The following is an 18,434-nucleotide window of genomic DNA, read 5'->3' on the forward strand; positions in this document are numbered from 1 at the left end:
ACCAAAAGCAGGCTTAACCTGTCAGGTCACATCATCCCTCCAGCAATGCAAACCCATACGGCGGCAGCACAAAAAATTCATGATCGTTACCAACAGTATATGTTTCGCCGCTCCAGTGATCGAATAATGCAGAAGGCGGATTCCCCTTTTCCTTGAATGCAAACCAGGTTAAGAATGAAGCACTGCCTGCGAAATTAAACACACAGAATATACGCTTGCCGTTACGTTCACGCATGTATGCGGCTACATGAATATTGTGCGGTGTAATCCAGGTGATGTTGCTGTAATCGCCAACCATCTCCAGTTGATTACGTAGCTGCAGTAATTTTTTGGTTGAACTGAAGATGCGTTGCTCAACAGCGCCGTCCTGTTTGCGGCGTTCGTTCTTTTGCCAGTCAATGATTGGTCGATGCATCCAGCGGTTATCATAACTTTTTCCTTCATCATTTAAATAAGAGTAGTCGTTGGTATAACCGATCTCATCGCCATAAAACAACATCGGTACACCACCCAGGAAAAAACTATGTGCCTGCATCAACAATATTTTCTGAATGGATTCATCAATCGCTTTTGCATTCTTATTGTTGAGTGCTTTTTCCAAACCGCACAACGATGCCAGTGAACCGCTGATGCGAGCATCACCTGTTTTAGGGTTGCTGGAGAACAAAGCCCCAACAGCAGGAGTATCTGGATGCACACCGGAATAATAATCTTTCAGATAACGGCGATGTGCATATGCCTCAAAACCCGCCTGCTCAATCATGGCATCATCATAACCCAAACCAATATCATCGTGGCAACGGGTATACGTAATCCACGATGTTCCGTATGGTTTCTTCAACAGTTCGTATTGTGCTGCCAGCATTACTTTGGTGTTGCCTGTTGCAAGCATATCCCACTGCAAAGCCATATGTGTTGCGTTGTAGGCAAAATCACATTCACGTGCTGTGTATTGTTCTGTACCGAAGTACTTCATAATTTCTTTCGGCGCAACAATGGCTTCGCCTAATAATGCCATGCCCGGCGCAGCTACCTGCACACATTGTTTAATTAAACGCAACAGTGTATGTGCCTGTGGTAAATTCTGGCAGGTAGTACCGAGTTGTTTCCAGATGAAGGCCGGGGCATCAATACGTAAAATATCTACACCCAAATTAGCAAAGAAGAAAATGGTGTCGAGCATTTCAATAAACACATTGGGATTGGTATAATTCAAATCCCATTGATAGTTATGAAAAACTGTCATCACCCATTTGTTACATTCAGGCACGTACGTAAAATTGCCCGGCGAACTCTCCGGAAAAATTTCAGGCATGGTACGATCGTATTGATCGGGCACACTACGGTCGTTATAGAAATAAAAATAATCCTGGTATTTCTTTTCGCCTGCCTTCGCCTTCATGGCCCACTCATGTTTGTGCGAAGTATGATTGAGCACAATATCGAGCATGAGGTACATGTTGCGTTTACGCATTTCTTCCTGTAACTGCAACAGATCTTCAAGCGAACCAAAACGCTCATCTACTTTACGAAAGTTGGAAACAGCATAACCGCCATCGCTCTCATTAGCCGGACTTTCAAAAATGGGCATCAGGTGTAAGAAGTTTACACCCAGCTCTTCAAAATAATCGAGCTTGGTCTGCATGTTTTTGAGACTTCCTGCAAAACGGTCTACATACAAACTCATACCATTGATTTCGTTGCTGAGAAACCAATATTCTTTTTCCAGCTTTTGAATATCCCGTTGCTTTAATACAGCGGGTCGTTTTTTGTACGAAGCAATGATTGTCTTCACCACTTCATCAAACAACAATTCTGCAGATGGATGATGTTCGTACAGTTGCAGATACAATTCAAGAATGGGCGAAGTATTCGCCAGCATGCGGGTGTAAAACAAATTGTCTTTACCACCCACATCAATCTTTTGTTCTTTCAATAATGCATTAATATGCTCGTGCACGCCAAATGTGTACATAAAACTTAATTGAAAATGTCGCTGCTTAAATGTTTAAAAGCTTCCATAGCGCCGAGATATTCACAGGTACGGGCGCCTGCTTTGTTGGCATTGATGATGATCCTGATCCACTCTTCAGCAGGTAATTGTTTTATTTCATGTAAACTGTAATTACGTAACTGAAACAACACAGCACCGGTAAAGGCATCGCCTGCACCGGTGGTATCAACAGGAGTAATCGGTATACTGTCGATGACACAAGTAGCACCATTCATACCGAGCAGTGTACCATCTTTTCCAAGTGTAATGGCAAATACAGCATTGGTCTGTTCCAGAAAATGTGCAGCTGCTTCATCTACTGTGTTCTTTTTCGAGAGCATCAATGCTTCTTCATCACTTACTTTAAAGAAATGACAATGCCGCATAAAGTACCACGACTGCAGAATAAACGAATCCTGGTTGTCTTTGAATAAGAGGTGACGATAGTTGGGATCGAAGCTCACAAAATTCAGTTGCTTCAATGCACGGCTTAACAAACCAGCGTATGCTTCTTTTAAGGGGCCGGGTAAAAAACCGGTTGCCGAACCAAAGTGAACAATCGAATAATTGGCAAGATCAATACGATCCACTTCCTGCTTACTCAGTTCGCCATCGGCGCCACGGTTAAAATAAAAATCACGTTCGCCGTTTTCCATTAACGATACAAAGGCAAACGTGGTGAAATGTTTTTTATCCTGTATTACATGATCGGTGTTTACTCGAAAATCCTTCATCACCTGTATCAAATGATCGCCAAACGGATCTGTACCCACTTTTGCACTTAAATCAACATCGCCACCTAATGCAGCAATGGCAGCAGCAACATTGGTTGGTGCACCACCGGGTTTCTTTAAAAAATGTTCACCATCCGATAATGATTTTCCTTTGTCGGTACAAATCATATCAATGAGTGCTTCTCCAATACAAAGTATTTTTCCCATACAAAAACAAGCCTCACCCTCGTTCCCTCTCCTTTAGAGAGGGAGGCCGGGCTTCAGCAATTATTTTAAAGAATTAGTTTTAAGCATTTCAACTCCTGTATTTTACTCTGCTTTTGTTTAATGCAACACAACGGTTGCTTTATCCATATCTTCTAATGCAATACCTTTTGTTTCGGGCATCATCCGCCATACATAAATTAGTTGCAGCACCATCATCAAAGCAAAAAAACCGAAGATGGTTGTACCACCTACATTTCCGGCAAAATAAGGAAACACCTGTGCCACTACTGCAGCCCATGCCCAATGTGTTAAACTGCCGAATGATGTGCCTGCAGCACGCACCGAGTTGGGAAATATTTCGGAAATGAATACCCAGATCACCGCACCTTGTCCTACTGCATGTGCGGCAATAAACAGGAACACATAGTACACAATATAATCGCTTGCACCGGTGTTGAACGACCATGCAATTAAGCTGAGTGAAATGATATAACCGATGGAGCCAATGAACATGAGTGTGCGTCGGCCAAACTTATCAATCAACGACCAACCTAGAATGGTAAACGCCAGGTTCACCACACCAATGCCAACTGTACCAAGAAAGGCCGATGCTTTGGCAAGTCCTGCCATTTCAAATACACGTGGTGCAAAATAAATAATGGCATTGATGCCCGACAGTTGATTGAATGTTGCCAGCAAAAATGCCAGCAATAATGGTTTGTAAAACTTTTTGTTGAACAGCGGTTCTTTTGTTTGTGTAGCCGATGCTTTTATTTCGTTGATGGTTTTATCAATATCATCTTCGGTAATGGCCAACACCTCACGTGCATGCGCTTCATCGTTTTTAAACAACAGAAGCCAGCGTGGTGTTTCGGGTACAACCATCATAATTAGTGAGAACAACAATGAAGGCAACGCAACAATACCCAGCATCCAGCGCCAGTCGTTTGCACCACCTACGCCTTGCAATAAGTAATTCGATAAGTACGCCAACAGGATACCGGCAACGATGTTCATCTGGAACGAGATAACTAAACGTCCACGATATTTTGCAGGAGCAATTTCCGAAATGTACACCGGTGCAACAACTGATGATGCACCAATACTTAAACCGCTTAAGAAACGGAAGAACATAAAGGAGTACACGTCGGGAGCCAATGCAGCACCAACCGATGATACTAAAAAGATAATGCCGATCCAGATAAGTGATTTTTTACGACCGATTTTGTTTGCAGGAATGTTACCGAATGCAGCACCGAACGCAGTACCATACAAAGCCATTGCAATGGCGGTGCCATGCGTCCAGTCGCTGAGTTGCCAGAGTTGCTGAATGGCATTTTCTGCGCCGGATATAACGGCTACATCCATACCAAACAACAAGCCTCCTAAACCAACAGCAATGGACCAGAGAATGATTTTTTTGTTCATAATCAAAAATAGTTGGACGGGTTATAATTCAATGACAGATGCTTCATAAGGTTGCAGTGTTTCAGACACATTCGCTGATCCATAGTTGTTGAGTACGGTTTTTCCTTTGCTCAGATCCAAACCTGTTTTTACAGTTGCAGTTTTGTTTTTAAAATTGAGCAGTATCAGAAATATTTTGTTGTTGAGTGTTCTTGTGTATGCAAATACATCGGGGTTATCTGCATCAACCAATGTAAATGTACCGTATTGCAACGCTTCATTTGCTTTACGCAGTTTGGTGAGCTTACGGAAGTAATGCAGTGCACTGTTGTTGTTCGCTTCGGCAGCAGCAACATTCACCGTTGTATAATTCGGGTTAATTTTTAACCAGGGTGTTGCCAATGTAAAACCTGCACCTGCTGTACTGTCCCATTGCATAGGTGTACGGCCATTATCACGGGAAGAAATTTTCATGCCTTCGAGAAAACGTTTTAAATCGCCGCCCTTTGCTTTTACCTGTGCATAGTTGGTGAGCAGTTCTACATCATTGTAATCTTCCACTTTATCGAACTTGATATTGTTCATGCCAATTTCATCGCCGTAATAAGTGAAAGCAGTACCACGCATGGTAAGAATAAATGTGTTTAACATTTTTGATGAAAGCTCACGAAACTCCGGTGCATCATTTCCCCAACGTGTAACCATCCTTGGCTGATCGTGATTGGCGAGATAAACAGTGCCCCATCCTTTTTCACTGAATGCACTGTCCCAGCGTTTGTAAATCTGTTTCCACTTTACCAAATCCCATCCTTTGGGGTCGGGCATTTTATATTCGTTGGGTAAGTAACCAAAATCAATTGCTTCAAAATTGTACGCCATGTTCAACTCATTGCGGTCTTCATCCACAAACTTTTTCACCCGTGGCACATCGCCCATTGCTTCTGCAACGGTTGCAAGCTTGTAAGGCGTTAATACTTCCTTGTTCATTTCCTGGATATAATCGTGCAGGTGCGGACCACTTGCATAGTACAACGGCCAGTTGCCATTGTATTCTGCAGGTAAGCCGGGCCAGGTCGTATCTTTTGAAATAAACGCCAATGCATCCATACGGAAACCATCAATACCTTTCTTGCTCCAGAATTTCATAATATCATACACTTCCTGCCGCAGCTTTGGATTTTCCCAATTGAGATCGGGTTGAAAATCGCCGAAGTAATGCAGGTAGTATGAGTTGGTGGCTTTATTAAATTCCCAACCATAACCTTTCTCATCGAAGATGCTGAAACGGTAAGGCGGCTCTCCTTTTTCTGCGGGCCACCAATGAAAATAATTATAGTAAGGACTGTTCCTGCTTTTACTTGCTTCTTTAAACCACGGATGTTCATTGCTGCAATGGTTTACCACCAGGTCCATAAACACTTTTATTCCACGGTTATGAAATCCTGCCAACAGCGTATCAAAATCGTTCATGCTGCCAAACTGCTTCGATACATTTCTGTAATCGCTGATGTCGTATCCATTGTCTTTATTGGGTGATTCGTAAATCGGGTTCAGCCACACCGCATCAATACCCAGCGATTGAATATAATCGAGTTTAGAGATGATGCCTTTGATATCGCCAATTCCATCACCATCGCTGTCTTTAAAACTGCGGGGATAGATCTGGTAAATCACCGCTTCTTTCCACCAGGTTTTATTTTGGATGCTTGTTTGATTTGCAGCGGTTGCATTTTTTTCTTTGCAGGAGCTGAGTGCCCACACAAACAACAGCATCAATAAAAAAATACGCAGATAGTTCATTTCAAATTGTTTAATGGCCTCCGGAAAAACTCACTGTTGCATCTGCTGCCGGTTTATCTGATTTAATGAGCAACGTAAGCAATGCAGCAATTAATAAGAACACGCCGGCAAATGCAACGGCATTACCGGGATTGTTACCCAGGAAATTTCTGAGAATAAAACCAAAGGTTGTGGTTTGAATGAACATGGGTATTACAATCATCATGTTAATCACACCCATGTACACACCATAACGTTCCTTCGGAATTTTGCTCACTACAATGAGATAAGGAATACCCATCATACTGGCCCATCCAATACCAAAGCCGGTAATGGCAGGGAACAGCAAATATTTATTTTCAATAAACGGAAAGAAGAGTAAACCAATACCTGCCAACACCAAACAACCGAAGTGTACCAGTTTGGGCGAATATTTTTTGGCGAAGTACACGAGTACAAATGCACATAAAAACGTAACGACGTTGTACCAGCCGTTTACAAGTCCTGTCCAGCTAACTGCTTTTTCATACAAGCCTGCATCCTGCTCAGGAGAAGTTTTCCAAACAGACAATGCAATACTCTTGGATGAGTTTTGCCAGTAACAGAATAACGCATACCACTGAAATAAATACACCAGTGCCAGTTGCCACATTACTTTCGGCATATTGGTAATGGCATCTACAATTTCAATATTCTGTGCAAACAGAATTTTAAGTGTGGGATGTTGCTCTGCATAATTCAATACACGGCGCATCAATCCTTTTACAAACAAAGACGGAATTAATAAAACAGCAATGATGATATAAGCAACAACGGTTGTAATAATGGAAAGAAAAAATTGTACAGCCGGATGCGGCATGCCTTTGTTTTTTTCATTAAATGTTTTTAACTCTTCTTCACTCGGCGGAATTTCGGTCGTGGTACGTATACTCCACCAGATAGAACCGATGGAACAAACGGCACCTAAAAAGAACGAAGCAAATACCCACGTTGGCAGCTTACCTGTTTTACCAATAAAGATCAACGGAAAGATAAAGAGTGAAACGTTTGCCAGTGTTTGACCAAAGCCGGTAAAGAAGCTTTGTGCCTGAAAACCGGTGGGCTGTTGTGTAGCATCTAACTTATCGGCAATGAATGCACGATACGGTTCCATGGCGGTGTTGTTACCGGCGTCGAGTATCCATAATAAACCGGCAGCCATCCACAGCGCACTGCTGAACGGAAACAGAAACAAGGCAATACTGCAGATCATCGCTCCAATAAAAAAGTAAGGTGTACGACGGCCAAAACGGGGATGCCATGTTTTATCGCTCAATGCACCAATGATGGGTTGAATGATTAAACCGGTGAGTGGACCTGCTAAGTTGAGCCAGGGAATTTCGTCGGGCTTGGCACCTAAAAAATCGTAGATGGGATTAACAGCACTCTGCTGCAAACCAAAGCTGTACTGAATGCCGAAGAAGCCAACATTCATGTTTATGATTTGCCAGAAGCTTAAACGTGGTTTTGAGATAGACATGCGCAGTTGGTTTATATGGACTAACTGCACGTGGCAGCAATCGGTAATGAAGATAAAAGAAGTTGCCGATTGCGCATAGCCTGCAAACGGTTGATGTTGGGAAAAAGAAAAGTGGTTCGTCATGTCGAGGAACGAGACATCTCTTAAAATTAGGCTCTCCTGATTTACTCCAAAATTTTCTAAGCTAAGGAGATCTTTCCTTCGTCAAGATGACGGTTTCTTATTTAATTCCTTACATCCAGCACATCCCGCAACCCATTGCCCAATAAATTAAACGCAAGTACCAATAACATAATGGCAATGCCAGGTGCAATGGCCAGCATGGGATTATTGGTGATGATGAAGTTGTAGTTTTCCTTGATCATGAGTCCCCAGCTGGGTTGTGGTGCCTGCACACCTACGCCCAGAAAACTAAGTCCAGCCTCAATAACAATCGCACTCGCAAAATTGCTGGCTGCAATTACAATAACCGGACCCATGATGTTGGGAAGTATATGTTTGAAGATGGTACGACTGTGCGAAAAGCCCATGGCTTTTGTTGCTTCAATATAATTCAGCTCACGAATGCTGAGGATTTGTCCACGCACCAAACGGGCTACGTTTACCCAAAGCGTTAAACCAACGGCAATAAACACCTGCCAGAAACCTTTACCCAATGCAAGCGTAATAGCAAACACCAACAGCAAAGTGGGGATACTCCACACCACATTAATGAGCCAGAGAATGGCTTCGTCTATCCAGCCACGAAAGTAACCGGCAACAGCACCAAGAAAAATGCCAACGGTAAGAGAAATAAGTACAGCAATGAGTCCCACACTTAAACTAACACGCACACCAACAACGAGTCTGCTGAGAATATCACGACCGAATTTATCAGTACCCAGCCAAAAGGTTTTGGTAGTAAGAAGCTGTGCAGCCTGTTTTCCATTGAGCAGAAAATACATCGGTTCTGAAACGCCATCATCTACATATTTCTGTACAAACAAGGTATCCTGTTTTTGTTGGTACGAACTGATGGGGATGTATTGCACAGCATCTTCTTTACCAAACAACAAGTTTCCTTTGTGGCTTGTTTCTTTTTCCTGCAGGTAAAACTGTTGTTGATAGCCCGGCTTCTTTGCTGCAATTTCAACTATAATGCGATTGGCATCGGGTGTGGCATCAGGCGCAAGTACGTAAGCAAACAACGCAGTAACAATGGCGAGAACAATAACGATCAATCCAAACACAGCGCCTTTATTGCGACGCAGTTTTTTCCAGAACGTTTGAATGTTTGATTGATCTTGTACCTGCATGTTATAGTAGCGAACAGAAATTGAAGCTAATTAATTATTCGATTCATCTGGGTCGATTAACGAACTGTTCTTCCCTTCCACTCATAGTTACCAAACTTACCCAACCAGCCTGCAATAACCGTATACACAATATGAAAAGGTTGTGCCAATGGAAACCAGACCAACAGCTGTTGTTTTTGAAAGAAACGGGCAACCGGAAAAAGAAAAAACAGCTCAGCAATTGTTTTGATACCCAAGGCCAGTAACAGCAATTGCAAATTGTTACTGATGAAGAAACAACTTATTGCAAGTACCAGTAACCATACATTGAGCAGGTACACCAACAACAGCACAACAAAGATGCGTTTGTCATCGTACTTATCTGCTTTGCTGGCCCAGCGTATCCGCTGCCGGAAAAATGCTGCAACCGTTTCAACGGGCTCCGTCAGTACAATGCTATCTGCTGCTTTGCAGTAATGCACTTCGTTGGGATATTGGTTGTACAGTTTATGCATCAGCAGCATATCATCGCCACTGGCAATATGATCCACTCCTTTAAAACCATCTACTTTGTAAAAGGCTTCTTTGCTGTAACACAAATTAGCGCCATTGCACATGCTGTGAAAACCTGCACCAACCGAAGCAGCTGTAATTCCCTGCAGACTTAAAAAATCCAGCGACTGAAATACTTTAATCGCTGAGCGTTCTTCTTTCATGGCAACCGGTGCTGCAATAAAAACAGTCGGCTTTTGCTGTATGATGAAGGCGAAATTGTATAACCAGTTTTCAGGAACGATACAGTCTGCATCGGTGGTAACAATATAATCGCCTGTTGAAGCAACGATTCCAAGTTCAATCGCTTTCTTTTTATACGAGTTGATTTTTTCGTTGAGCAATGTTTTCAGCTCCAACACTTTTACAAACGGAAACTGTTGTGCAGTAGCAACTGTTGCATCGGTGCTGAAATCATCCATCACAATCACTTCAAATAGTTCGTTGGGATAGTTCAGCTGTGCAATGGATTGCAAACAGGCGTTGATATTTTGTTCTTCGTTACGTGCAGGAATGATGATGCTGAAACGGGTTGACGGTTGAAATGTACGATTGACAGTAACTGTTTTTGTTTTACTCCACCAATAACGGTACAGTAACAGCAATACTGTATACGGTAGTAACAAACAACAAGTGAGCAACAGCCACAACATGCTGCAAAATAAGCAGCCATACCCGAACTGTAAACTTTATCTGCAAAGCCTGTTCTGTCAATAAAAAATTAAAATGCAACCGAACTCTTTTTTTGCGCTTCAGGCCAATTAGATTTGCAACCGTTTATGGCCCGAAAGAAAAATAAATCGTTGCGCTACCTTCCCTGGATACTCATCTTTCTTGTGTTTTCCGCAGGTGTTTTTTTGTACGGTCGTAACTGGTGGCTGGAGCGCCAGGCTGGCATGATCCGTTACCAGGAGTTTGGCATCGATATTCCTACAAAATACAATGTGCATGGTATTGATGTAAGCCGTTACCAGCAAACCATTAACTGGGAATCGGTGAAGGCCATGAATATAGCAGGTGTACAGATTGGTTTTGCTTTTATGAAAGCAACCGAAGGCATCAGTGGCAGCGATTCGCATTTTAAACGGAACTGGCGTAAAGCAAAAGAAGCAGGTGTAACACGTGGGGCCTATCATTTTTTTATTTCATCGAAAGACGGAACCAAACAGGCAGAAAATTTTATTAAAACGGTGAAGCTTGCCAAAGGCGATTTACCACCCGTGCTGGATGTAGAACAAACAAATGGCGTAAGTAAAACGCTATTGCAACAACGGGTAAAAGCTTTTTTATATGCAGCGGAGCTTGCCTATGGTGTAAAGCCGATTATTTATACCAATGCCGATTTTTATAAACGTTATCTCGATGATGCGTTTGATGAATACCCGTTATGGGTGGCGCATTATTTACGCCCACTTGCTCCACGTATTGAACGTAACTGGCATTTCTGGCAGCACAGTGAAAGCGGCCGTGTAAATGGCATTGCAGGTAAAGTTGATTTTAATGTTTTCAATGGCGACAGTACAGAATTTCAGCAACTGCTGTTGAAATAGTAATATTTTTGCCGCAGAACAGCGGTAACACAAACCGAATTTTTACAAAACAGATCACGTATGAAAAAACTTATCTTGACACTTTTCTTAGCAACAATTTTTTTAGCCGCTTCTGCACAAAACAGTACAGCAGAAGGTCCTGATTATAAAACAGCCATTGGTGCTAAACTCTGGACAGGGGGTGGTATATCCGTTAAAACATTTATTAAAGACAACAATGCGCTGGAGTTTATCGGTTACTTCGATCGATATGGTACACGCATTACCGGCTTGTACGAAATACATGGCAACCTTAGCTCAGAAGGTGCGTTGAAATGGTATGTGGGCCCCGGTGCGCATGTGGGCTTGTACAAAGGCATTACTGCTGTAGGTATTGACGGAGTAGTGGGGGTTGACTATAAGTTCACCAATATGCCGTTGAACCTGGCGCTCGACTGGCAACCCAGTTTTGAATTGGGCAGCGGTACCCGTAATGGCTTTAACGCCAACTGGGGTGGTTTCGCTATTCGCTTTACACTCTAAGAAAACAATTTATACATTATGCTGTTGTACAGTTTGTGCAACAGCATTTTTTATGTTCGTAACTTTCATTAAAATTTATACAACATGAGTGGCATGGAACCCGAAGCGCAGGATTTTCTGAAACGGATTGTACAAACCGTTTCGGTAGGCATGTTGTTCCTGCTGCTGCACATGACCTTTGGTTTATACCTCAACTGGGGCTTCTTTGAAGGATCGCCAACTATCGGCAATATTATTTACTACATTGTTTTTTTGACTTCGCTTGCCGGGTTAATTTATTTCTATTATCGTTTGTGGAAGGGGAAGTTGTAAAATGAGTCGGGACATTTTCAATGGCCTGTATCATTTCATATTTTAACTGCTGTGATCAGCAACAATCACCCATTTCCCTTTTATTTTTCTGAATAGCAACGTATAATGTCCACCCACATCACCTTCTTTGGGTCGGGCTAAATGCCATTGACCAATTACAAAATATGCATCTGCAGAAATACGCTTTAACTGAATAAAGGGAAAGGTAAGTGTGCCCATTGCATCACGGTTGGGATAACCTTTTTTATAATTCTCCAGTGTGTTGTTATAGCCATAGGTGATACCGCTTTTGCCAATGAACATCAGCGAATCGTTGTTCCAGTAACCTTTCATAAAGTTTTCGATATCGCCTTTGTTCCAGTATTCGGTTTGTGCAGCTAAAATGGAACGTATCTGTTGTTCATCGTTTGTTTGCGCAAAAGAGGAGAACGAAAACAGCAGTGCAGTAAGCAGGAGTAGTTGTTTCATACCTGAATGTAATAAAAAAAGCGGCCACGAATTACACGCATCTTCAAGTAAAATCAAAAAAAAGCCGTTTCAGTTTTGCTGAAACGGCTCTAAACTATCAATAGAATAAGGTTGCTTATTTATTGCCCCACTTTTTCTTCTTCATGTAGGCAATGCTCTTTTTAATACATTCTTCTTCGGGCATGGTATAAGCTTCCTGCTCTACATAAGCATAACGCAAACCTGCTGTTTTCTTGTGCGCAAAAATGCTGGTAAAGTCAATAGTACCATCGCCCACCTGTGTACTTTCTTTTTGACCCTTTGCGTTTACCGTTGCATCTTTTACATGCCACTGTGTAAAACGACCGGGATATTTTTTAAACCACTCTACTGCATTTTCGTTCATAAACGAACTCCAGTATAAGTCCAGTTCAAAATCTACCAGCGAAGGATCTGTCTTATCCAATAAAGTTTGAATGAAGGTTGAACCATCAGGCAATTTCTTAAATTCAAAATCGTGGTTGTGGTAAGCCAGTTTCATACCGGCTGCTTTTGTAAGTTCTGCAGCTTTATTCACTAGGTCAACCAGTTTTGGTAATGTATCAGCACCACGTTGATTCGGATCTAACCAGGGAATGGTAACGTATTTGCTGCCCATGATGTTGGCTGCCTCAATAGACTTTTGCCAAAAATCAAGTTTGCCTTCTGTTAACACAGGTCCAAAATTATAGTGACCGCTCGGTGAACTTAATTTCAAATCATCGAACATGGCTCTTAACTCTTTGGGCGGCTTGCCAAAGAATCCTTTTCCATCAAATCCGTATAACTCAATTTGCGAATAACCGGCTTTGGCCACGTATTGCAGTGTGGAAGCAAGGTTTTTAGCTACATCATTACGAACAGTGTACAGCTGAATACCATATTGCAGCTTGCGTGCTTCCGCATCATCTGCAAAAGAGAATAAAGGCAAACCTGCCAACGATAAACCGGCTGTTGCGGCTGCCGATGTTTTTAAAAATGATCTGCGGTTGTAACTCATACGAATCAATCGTTTTTTTATGCAGCGTAAACACTGCAAAAATTTATTATAAATTTTAGCGAAACAAATTGCTTACTCAGCCCATGCTTTATCGCCTTTGTTATAAGCGAAAGCACCATCGTATTTACCGGGCACAGGTACATGGCGTAATGTTTCGGTCATGCCTGTTTTTGAAGTAAAGAAGCCGAGCAGTGTTAACTGCTTCATCATTGTATAATAATGGCTGGGCGATCCTTCAAACTCAGTTTGATCTTTCCATGCCAATGCTTCATTTTTCTTCTTGTGTTCTTCACGCAATGGCTTATCGGCTTCATCACGTTTCTGGTTAAACTCCTTCGCTTCTTTTTCAAGACTGACTAAAAGGGCTTTGCGTTGCTCCGGTGTACAATCCATAAAACCTTTGCTGTGCATTTTTTTGCAGGCTTCATCCAGTTCGCCAATGCCGCTTACAAAAGCATCTTGTTGTTTTTGTGTGTAACAGTCGGTTACCATTACTTTCATAAACTCGCCCACCTTTGCTGCTTTTGCACCAGGGGTAGAGGTAGCAGGAATAATGGTTTCCGCCACTTCATCAAGCAACGAAATATTTGCTGCGGTAAAACCTGCATCGGCTTTAGCGCCGGTTTTACAACCGGTTAAAAATAATTCGCCACCAATTACAGCACCACCTGTAAGCAGTGCAATTTGTTTTAAAAGATCACGACGATTCATATAAAAAGTTGTTTAAAAAGTGATTGATTATAGTAGTTATAAGTTGCCTTTTTTTAATTCGTTCACAGCAAAATCGGCAGCACGTGCCGTTAATGCCATGTAGGTTAATGATGGATTAACGCAGGACGAGCTGGTCATGCATGCACCATCGGTAACAAATACATTTGGCGCATCCCATACCTGATTGTTGCCGTTGAGTACCGATGTTTTCGGATCACGACCCATGCGTGCAGTACCCATTTCATGAATACCATGGCCCATGGCATGTCCTGAATCGTACGTAGAAATATTCTTTACACCTGCTGCTTCAAACATGGCCTGCAGATCTTCTTTAATATCCTTGCGCATGTTCAGTTCGTTCTCCTTCATTTCGGCATCCATTTTTAAAACAGGCAAGCCCCATTTATCTTTTACTTCAGGATCCAATGAAATTTTGTTTTCGTGATAAGGAAGTATTTCACCAAAACCAGTTGCACCAATGCGCCAACCGCCGGGTTCTGTGAGTGCTTCTTTCAGTTCGCTGCCAATGCTCAGCTCTGCAACCACTCTTCCCCAACCTTGCCGGCTTGCACTTCCCTGGTAACCATACCCACGTAAAAAATTTCGTTTTTTATCGCCGGGTAAATTAGCAAAACGGGTAATGTAAAAACCTGCGGGGCGACGACCGTATTCGGTTACGTTTTCATAACCATCTATTTCGCCGCTTACTCCAAGGTTGTAATGATGATCCATTACATTATGTCCTAACTCGCCACTGCTGCTGCCTAAACCGCCGGGCCATATATCGGTAGCTGAATTAAACAACAACCAGGTAGAGTTTAATGCCGATGCACAAACGAAAACAATCTTTGCTTTAAACTCATAGGTTTTGTTATCCATGGTATCAAGCACTTCAACACCCGTTGCTTTTTTCTTGTCTTTATCGTACAGAATTTTTGTAACGATGGATAAAGGCCGGACTGTTAAGTTGTTTGTTTTTACTGCAGCTGGTAAGGTAGATGATTGTGTGCTGAAGTAACCACCAAACGGACAGCCCTCCCAGCAGCGGTTACGAAACTGGCAACCGGGACGTTGATCGTGCGGTACTGTTATGTTCGCTACACGGCTGTTGATGAGATGGCGCTCGCCTTTATAAAAGGCTTTGATCTTTGCAGCCACATCTTTCTCTACAATATTCAACGGAACAGGCGGAAGAAATTGTCCATCGGGTAAATGCGGCAATCCTTCGAGCGAACCGCTGATGCCTGCAAAACGTTCAACATGATCGTACCACGGAGCAAGGTCTTTATAGCGGATGGGCCAATCAACACCAAAACCATCTTTTGCATTGGCTTCAAAATCCAGTTCGCTCCAGCGGTAACTGTGGCGGCCCCATAACACCGAGCGGCCACCCATACGGTAACTGCGCCACCAGGTAAATGGTTTTACTTCAGTATACGGCGAATCTTTTTCATTGGCCCATGCATCCATTACACGTTCGTTGGCTGCCCAACCTCTGTGTATCACCGGGTAATCTTCTTTCTGTTGTTGTGTGGTTTTTCCTCTGTGCTCAAACTCCCACGGCATTTTGGTTGCAGTCTTGTAATCGGCAATGTGTTTATGCTCTGCACCACGCTCCAGCATCAGCACCTTCAAACCTTTTTCGCAAAGTTCTTTCGCTGCCCAGCCGCCGCTGATACCCGACCCGATTACAATTGCATCAAATGTATTATCTGCCATGATGAATTTTTAGAGGTTACCTTTCTTTAATTCTTTCACAGCAAAATCAGCAGCACGTGCTGTTAATGCCATATACGTTAAAGATGGGTTTACGCAAGAAGCTGATGTCATACATGCACCATCGGTAACAAACACGTTGGGCGCATCCCATACCTGGTTGTTGCCGTTGAGTACAGACGATTTCGGATCACGACCCATGCGTGCAGTACCCATTTCATGAATACCCATGCCCGGTGCATAACCTGCATCGTATGTTTTTACATCTTTAACGCCGGCTGCCTCCAGCATTTCTTTTGCGTCGTTCATCATATCAATACGCATCTTCTTCTCGTTCTCTTTAATTTCTACATCCATTTTCAAAACAGGTAAGCCCCATTTGTCTTTTACTGTTTTGTCGAGAGAGATTTTATTTTCGTGGTAAGGAAGCATTTCGCCAAAGGCTGTAATACCAATACCCCAATCGTCGGCCGGTACGCTTAATGCATCTTTCAGTTCTGCACCAATGCTGAATTCTGCCACTTCAATTCCACGGCCACGGCTTGCAGCACCCTGGTAACCGAAGCCACGCAGGTAATCACGCTTATCATCATAAATATTACGGAAGCGGGGAATGTAAATACCGGTTGGTCTGCGGCCATATAAATATTTATCGCTGAAACCTTCTACTTTACCATTTGCACCGCAACGGAAATGATGGTCCATCACGTTATGACCCAACTCGCCGCTGCTGCTGCCTAAACCACCTTCCCACACATCGGTAGCAGAGTTCATTAACACCCATGTTGAGTTAAAAGCCGATGCACAAACGAATACAATCTTGGCTTTGTACTCGTATGTTTTATTGGTTTCTGCATCGAGTATTTCAACACCTGTTGCACGCTTTTTATCCTTATCGTATAAAATTTTTGTAACAATCGAGAAAGGACGCAGTGTTAAATTACCTGTTGCCATGGCTGCAGGTAAGGTTGCAGATTGTGTGCTGAAGTAACCACCAAACGGACAACCTCTCCAGCAACGGTTACGGTACTGGCAGTTGGTTCTGTTGTTATGTGGTTGTGTAAGGTTGGCACTGCGACCAATGATCATGTGCCTGCTGCCTTTATAATGATCGAGCAAACGTTGTTTTACTTCTTTCTCTACACAGTTCAGTTCCATGCCCGGCATAAAATCGCCATCGGGCAATACTTCCAAACCATCTTTCGTTCCCTGGATGCCTGCAAAACGTTCCGCATAACTGTACCATGGTGCAATATCATCGTAACGGATAGGCCAGTCTACACCAATACCTTCTTTTGTATTGGCTTCAAAATCCCATTTGTTGAAACGATAGCTCTGGCGACCCCACATCAATGAACGACCGCCTACATGATAACCACGATACCAATCGAAACGCTTTTCTTCTGTGTAAGGACATTCTTTATCCTTTACCCAATAATCAAGAACAGTTTCATTGAGGGGATAGTCACGTTTTAATACGGGGTAATCAGCAATCATTTGCTGTGTTGGTCTTGCACCACGATGCGGGAACTCCCAGGAATCTTTGGTAGCGTTTACGTAATCTTTGATGTGTTCAATATTACGACCACGCTCCAGCATGATTGTTTTAAGACCTTTTTCGGTTAATTCCTTGGCGGCCCAACCACCACTGATACCCGAGCCAATCACAATGGCATCGTAGACATTATTTTCAGGCATATGACAAGTTTAGAATTTTAAATGTATTTGGTTTGATTGTTTGCTGGTTTGATAATTATCAAATAATGCTGTCACACATCGCATCGTTTGATGGCATCTTTTAAAGCAGCCAGTTTATCTTCTTTTGTTTTACCGGTAGGAATGTATTCCTGTGCTACATATCCTTTGTAACCGGTTTCAACAATGGCTTTCATAATGGCCGGATAAAAGAGCTCCTGGTTTTCGATGATTTCATGACGGCCGGGAACACCTGCTGTATGATAATGACCGAAGTATTGATGGTTTTGTTTGATGGTGTGGATGATATCGCCTTCGCTGATTTGCATGTGGTAGATATCGTACAGTATTTTAAAATTAGGCGAACCAAGGCGTTTGCATAATTCAATGGTCCATTTAGTATTATCAGCCATGTAATCTTTATGATCCACTTTGCTGTTGAACACTTCAATCTGAATGATGACATTGTGCTTTTCTGCGAGAGGCATAATTTGCTTTAAGCCTTCTACACAGTTTTGCAAACCGGTTTCATCGTCCATACCATTGCGGTTGCCGCTGAAGCAAATAAGATTTTGATAACCTGCTTCTGCAACCAACGGAATCGCTTCTGTATAAGCAGCAATCAGCTGTGCATGATTTTTTTTATTATTCCATCCTTCGGTTAAACTAACCTTACCATTGGTGTAGCACATAGAAACATGGATGCCATGCTTTTTGGCAATGGGCCATTCGCTTGGCGTAAGCAAGTCGATCGCAGAAAAGCCCATCTTCTTTACTTCCACACACAATTCTTCAAGCGAAAGAAAGTCGTGTGTCCACTTACAAACCGAGTGGTTAATGTTGCGCTTTAATTTATATTGATCCTCTTCCATAATACGTTCAATGGTGCCGCCGCTTACAGCATTGCCGGCAGTTAATGCAACGGTTGCAGCTGCAAATTTTTTAATAGCGTCTCTTCTGGTTGATTGATTTGACAT

The 18,434-nt window shown here is 42.6% G+C and carries 16 protein-coding genes; 3 read left to right on the plus strand and 13 right to left on the minus strand.

Annotated elements, in window-relative coordinates; genetic code table 11:
• Window positions 1-31 precede the first annotated feature (31 nt).
• From IQ13_RS06115 to IQ13_RS06145, 7 genes are all read right to left on the minus strand, one after another.
• Window positions 32-1,975: an alpha-amylase family glycosyl hydrolase gene (locus IQ13_RS06115; RefSeq protein ID WP_144885224.1), complete on the minus strand. Its 1,944-nt coding sequence runs from the start codon at window positions 1,973-1,975 to the stop codon at window positions 32-34.
• A gap of 5 nt (window positions 1,976-1,980) precedes the next feature.
• The gene (locus tag IQ13_RS06120; RefSeq protein ID WP_144885225.1) at window positions 1,981-2,934 is read right to left on the minus strand and encodes a carbohydrate kinase family protein; all 954 of its coding nucleotides are present in this window, start codon (window positions 2,932-2,934) and stop codon (window positions 1,981-1,983) included.
• Window positions 2,935-3,051: 117 nt separating this feature from the next.
• Window positions 3,052-4,362, minus strand: coding sequence for a sugar porter family MFS transporter (locus tag IQ13_RS06125; RefSeq protein WP_199758198.1), 1,311 nt, complete (start codon window positions 4,360-4,362; stop codon window positions 3,052-3,054).
• 21 nt (window positions 4,363-4,383) lie between these two features.
• Complete coding sequence (locus IQ13_RS06130) at window positions 4,384-6,141, minus strand: glycoside hydrolase family 13 protein (protein WP_144885226.1); 1,758 nt, start codon at window positions 6,139-6,141, stop codon at window positions 4,384-4,386.
• A 10-nt stretch (window positions 6,142-6,151) separates the two neighbouring features.
• Complete coding sequence (locus IQ13_RS06135; protein WP_144885227.1) at window positions 6,152-7,639, minus strand: MFS transporter; 1,488 nt, start codon at window positions 7,637-7,639, stop codon at window positions 6,152-6,154.
• Between the two features lie 224 nt (window positions 7,640-7,863).
• A complete protein-coding gene (locus IQ13_RS06140; protein WP_144885228.1) occupies window positions 7,864-8,934 on the minus strand; it encodes an ABC transporter permease in 1,071 nt (356 codons plus the stop codon).
• Window positions 8,935-8,990: 56 nt separating this feature from the next.
• Window positions 8,991-10,118 (minus strand): glycosyltransferase, encoded by a 1,128-nt coding sequence (locus tag IQ13_RS06145; protein WP_144885229.1) that lies wholly within the window; start codon window positions 10,116-10,118, stop codon window positions 8,991-8,993.
• A 126-nt stretch (window positions 10,119-10,244) separates the two neighbouring features.
• Between IQ13_RS06145 and IQ13_RS06150 the strand changes: the two genes are divergently transcribed.
• The 3 genes from IQ13_RS06150 to IQ13_RS06160 all read left to right on the plus strand — a co-directional run bounded on the left by IQ13_RS06150 (window position 10,245) and on the right by IQ13_RS06160 (window position 11,849).
• Window positions 10,245-11,015, plus strand: a complete 771-nt coding sequence (locus IQ13_RS06150; protein ID WP_144885230.1) for a glycoside hydrolase family 25 protein — start codon at window positions 10,245-10,247, stop codon at window positions 11,013-11,015.
• Between the two features lie 60 nt (window positions 11,016-11,075).
• Complete coding sequence (locus IQ13_RS06155) at window positions 11,076-11,537, plus strand: hypothetical protein (RefSeq protein WP_144885231.1); 462 nt, start codon at window positions 11,076-11,078, stop codon at window positions 11,535-11,537.
• 84 nt (window positions 11,538-11,621) lie between these two features.
• Window positions 11,622-11,849: a hypothetical protein gene (locus IQ13_RS06160; protein ID WP_144885232.1), complete on the plus strand. Its 228-nt coding sequence runs from the start codon at window positions 11,622-11,624 to the stop codon at window positions 11,847-11,849.
• Window positions 11,850-11,891: 42 nt separating this feature from the next.
• Here the strand turns inward: IQ13_RS06160 and IQ13_RS06165 are convergent, their stop codons facing one another.
• The 6 genes from IQ13_RS06165 to IQ13_RS06190 all read right to left on the minus strand — a co-directional run bounded on the left by IQ13_RS06165 (window position 11,892) and on the right by IQ13_RS06190 (window position 18,434).
• Window positions 11,892-12,317, minus strand: a complete 426-nt coding sequence (locus IQ13_RS06165) for a YybH family protein (protein WP_144885233.1) — start codon at window positions 12,315-12,317, stop codon at window positions 11,892-11,894.
• A 115-nt stretch (window positions 12,318-12,432) separates the two neighbouring features.
• Window positions 12,433-13,335, minus strand: a complete 903-nt coding sequence (locus IQ13_RS06170) for a TIM barrel protein (protein ID WP_144885234.1) — start codon at window positions 13,333-13,335, stop codon at window positions 12,433-12,435.
• A 72-nt stretch (window positions 13,336-13,407) separates the two neighbouring features.
• Complete coding sequence (locus tag IQ13_RS06175) at window positions 13,408-14,046, minus strand: gluconate 2-dehydrogenase subunit 3 family protein (RefSeq protein WP_144885235.1); 639 nt, start codon at window positions 14,044-14,046, stop codon at window positions 13,408-13,410.
• A gap of 36 nt (window positions 14,047-14,082) precedes the next feature.
• Window positions 14,083-15,765: a GMC oxidoreductase gene (locus IQ13_RS06180; protein ID WP_144885236.1), complete on the minus strand. Its 1,683-nt coding sequence runs from the start codon at window positions 15,763-15,765 to the stop codon at window positions 14,083-14,085.
• Window positions 15,766-15,774: 9 nt separating this feature from the next.
• Complete coding sequence (locus IQ13_RS06185; protein ID WP_144885237.1) at window positions 15,775-17,460, minus strand: GMC oxidoreductase; 1,686 nt, start codon at window positions 17,458-17,460, stop codon at window positions 15,775-15,777.
• A gap of 71 nt (window positions 17,461-17,531) precedes the next feature.
• Entirely contained in the window at window positions 17,532-18,434 is a 903-nt protein-coding gene (locus IQ13_RS06190) for a hydroxypyruvate isomerase family protein (protein ID WP_144885238.1), read from the minus strand.

The sequence above is a fragment of the Lacibacter cauensis genome (assembly GCF_007830055.1).
Classification (GTDB): Bacteria; Bacteroidota; Bacteroidia; order Chitinophagales; family Chitinophagaceae; genus Lacibacter; species Lacibacter cauensis.

Bases quoted from the DNA above. Each gene is read 5' to 3' on its own strand.
- IQ13_RS06160 (WP_144885232.1), top strand. From the start codon at position 11,622: ATGAGTGGCATGGAACCCGAAGCGCAGGATTTTCTGAAACGGATTGTA.
- IQ13_RS06130 (WP_144885226.1), bottom strand. From the start codon at position 6,141: ATGAACTATCTGCGTATTTTTTTATTGATGCTGTTGTTTGTGTGGGCA.
- IQ13_RS06145 (WP_144885229.1), bottom strand. From the start codon at position 10,118: ATGTTGTGGCTGTTGCTCACTTGTTGTTTGTTACTACCGTATACAGTA.
- IQ13_RS06115 (WP_144885224.1), bottom strand. From the start codon at position 1,975: ATGTACACATTTGGCGTGCACGAGCATATTAATGCATTATTGAAAGAA.
- IQ13_RS06180 (WP_144885236.1), bottom strand. From the start codon at position 15,765: ATGGCAGATAATACATTTGATGCAATTGTAATCGGGTCGGGTATCAGC.
- IQ13_RS06165 (WP_144885233.1), bottom strand. From the start codon at position 12,317: ATGAAACAACTACTCCTGCTTACTGCACTGCTGTTTTCGTTCTCCTCT.
- IQ13_RS06185 (WP_144885237.1), bottom strand. From the start codon at position 17,460: ATGCCTGAAAATAATGTCTACGATGCCATTGTGATTGGCTCGGGTATC.
- IQ13_RS06190 (WP_144885238.1), bottom strand. From the start codon at position 18,434: ATGTCAAATCAATCAACCAGAAGAGACGCTATTAAAAAATTTGCAGCT.
- IQ13_RS06155 (WP_144885231.1), top strand. From the start codon at position 11,076: ATGAAAAAACTTATCTTGACACTTTTCTTAGCAACAATTTTTTTAGCC.
- IQ13_RS06135 (WP_144885227.1), bottom strand. From the start codon at position 7,639: ATGTCTATCTCAAAACCACGTTTAAGCTTCTGGCAAATCATAAACATG.
- IQ13_RS06175 (WP_144885235.1), bottom strand. From the start codon at position 14,046: ATGAATCGTCGTGATCTTTTAAAACAAATTGCACTGCTTACAGGTGGT.
- IQ13_RS06125 (WP_199758198.1), bottom strand. From the start codon at position 4,362: ATGAACAAAAAAATCATTCTCTGGTCCATTGCTGTTGGTTTAGGAGGC.
- IQ13_RS06120 (WP_144885225.1), bottom strand. From the start codon at position 2,934: ATGGGAAAAATACTTTGTATTGGAGAAGCACTCATTGATATGATTTGT.
- IQ13_RS06140 (WP_144885228.1), bottom strand. From the start codon at position 8,934: ATGCAGGTACAAGATCAATCAAACATTCAAACGTTCTGGAAAAAACTG.
- IQ13_RS06150 (WP_144885230.1), top strand. From the start codon at position 10,245: ATGGCCCGAAAGAAAAATAAATCGTTGCGCTACCTTCCCTGGATACTC.
- IQ13_RS06170 (WP_144885234.1), bottom strand. From the start codon at position 13,335: ATGAGTTACAACCGCAGATCATTTTTAAAAACATCGGCAGCCGCAACA.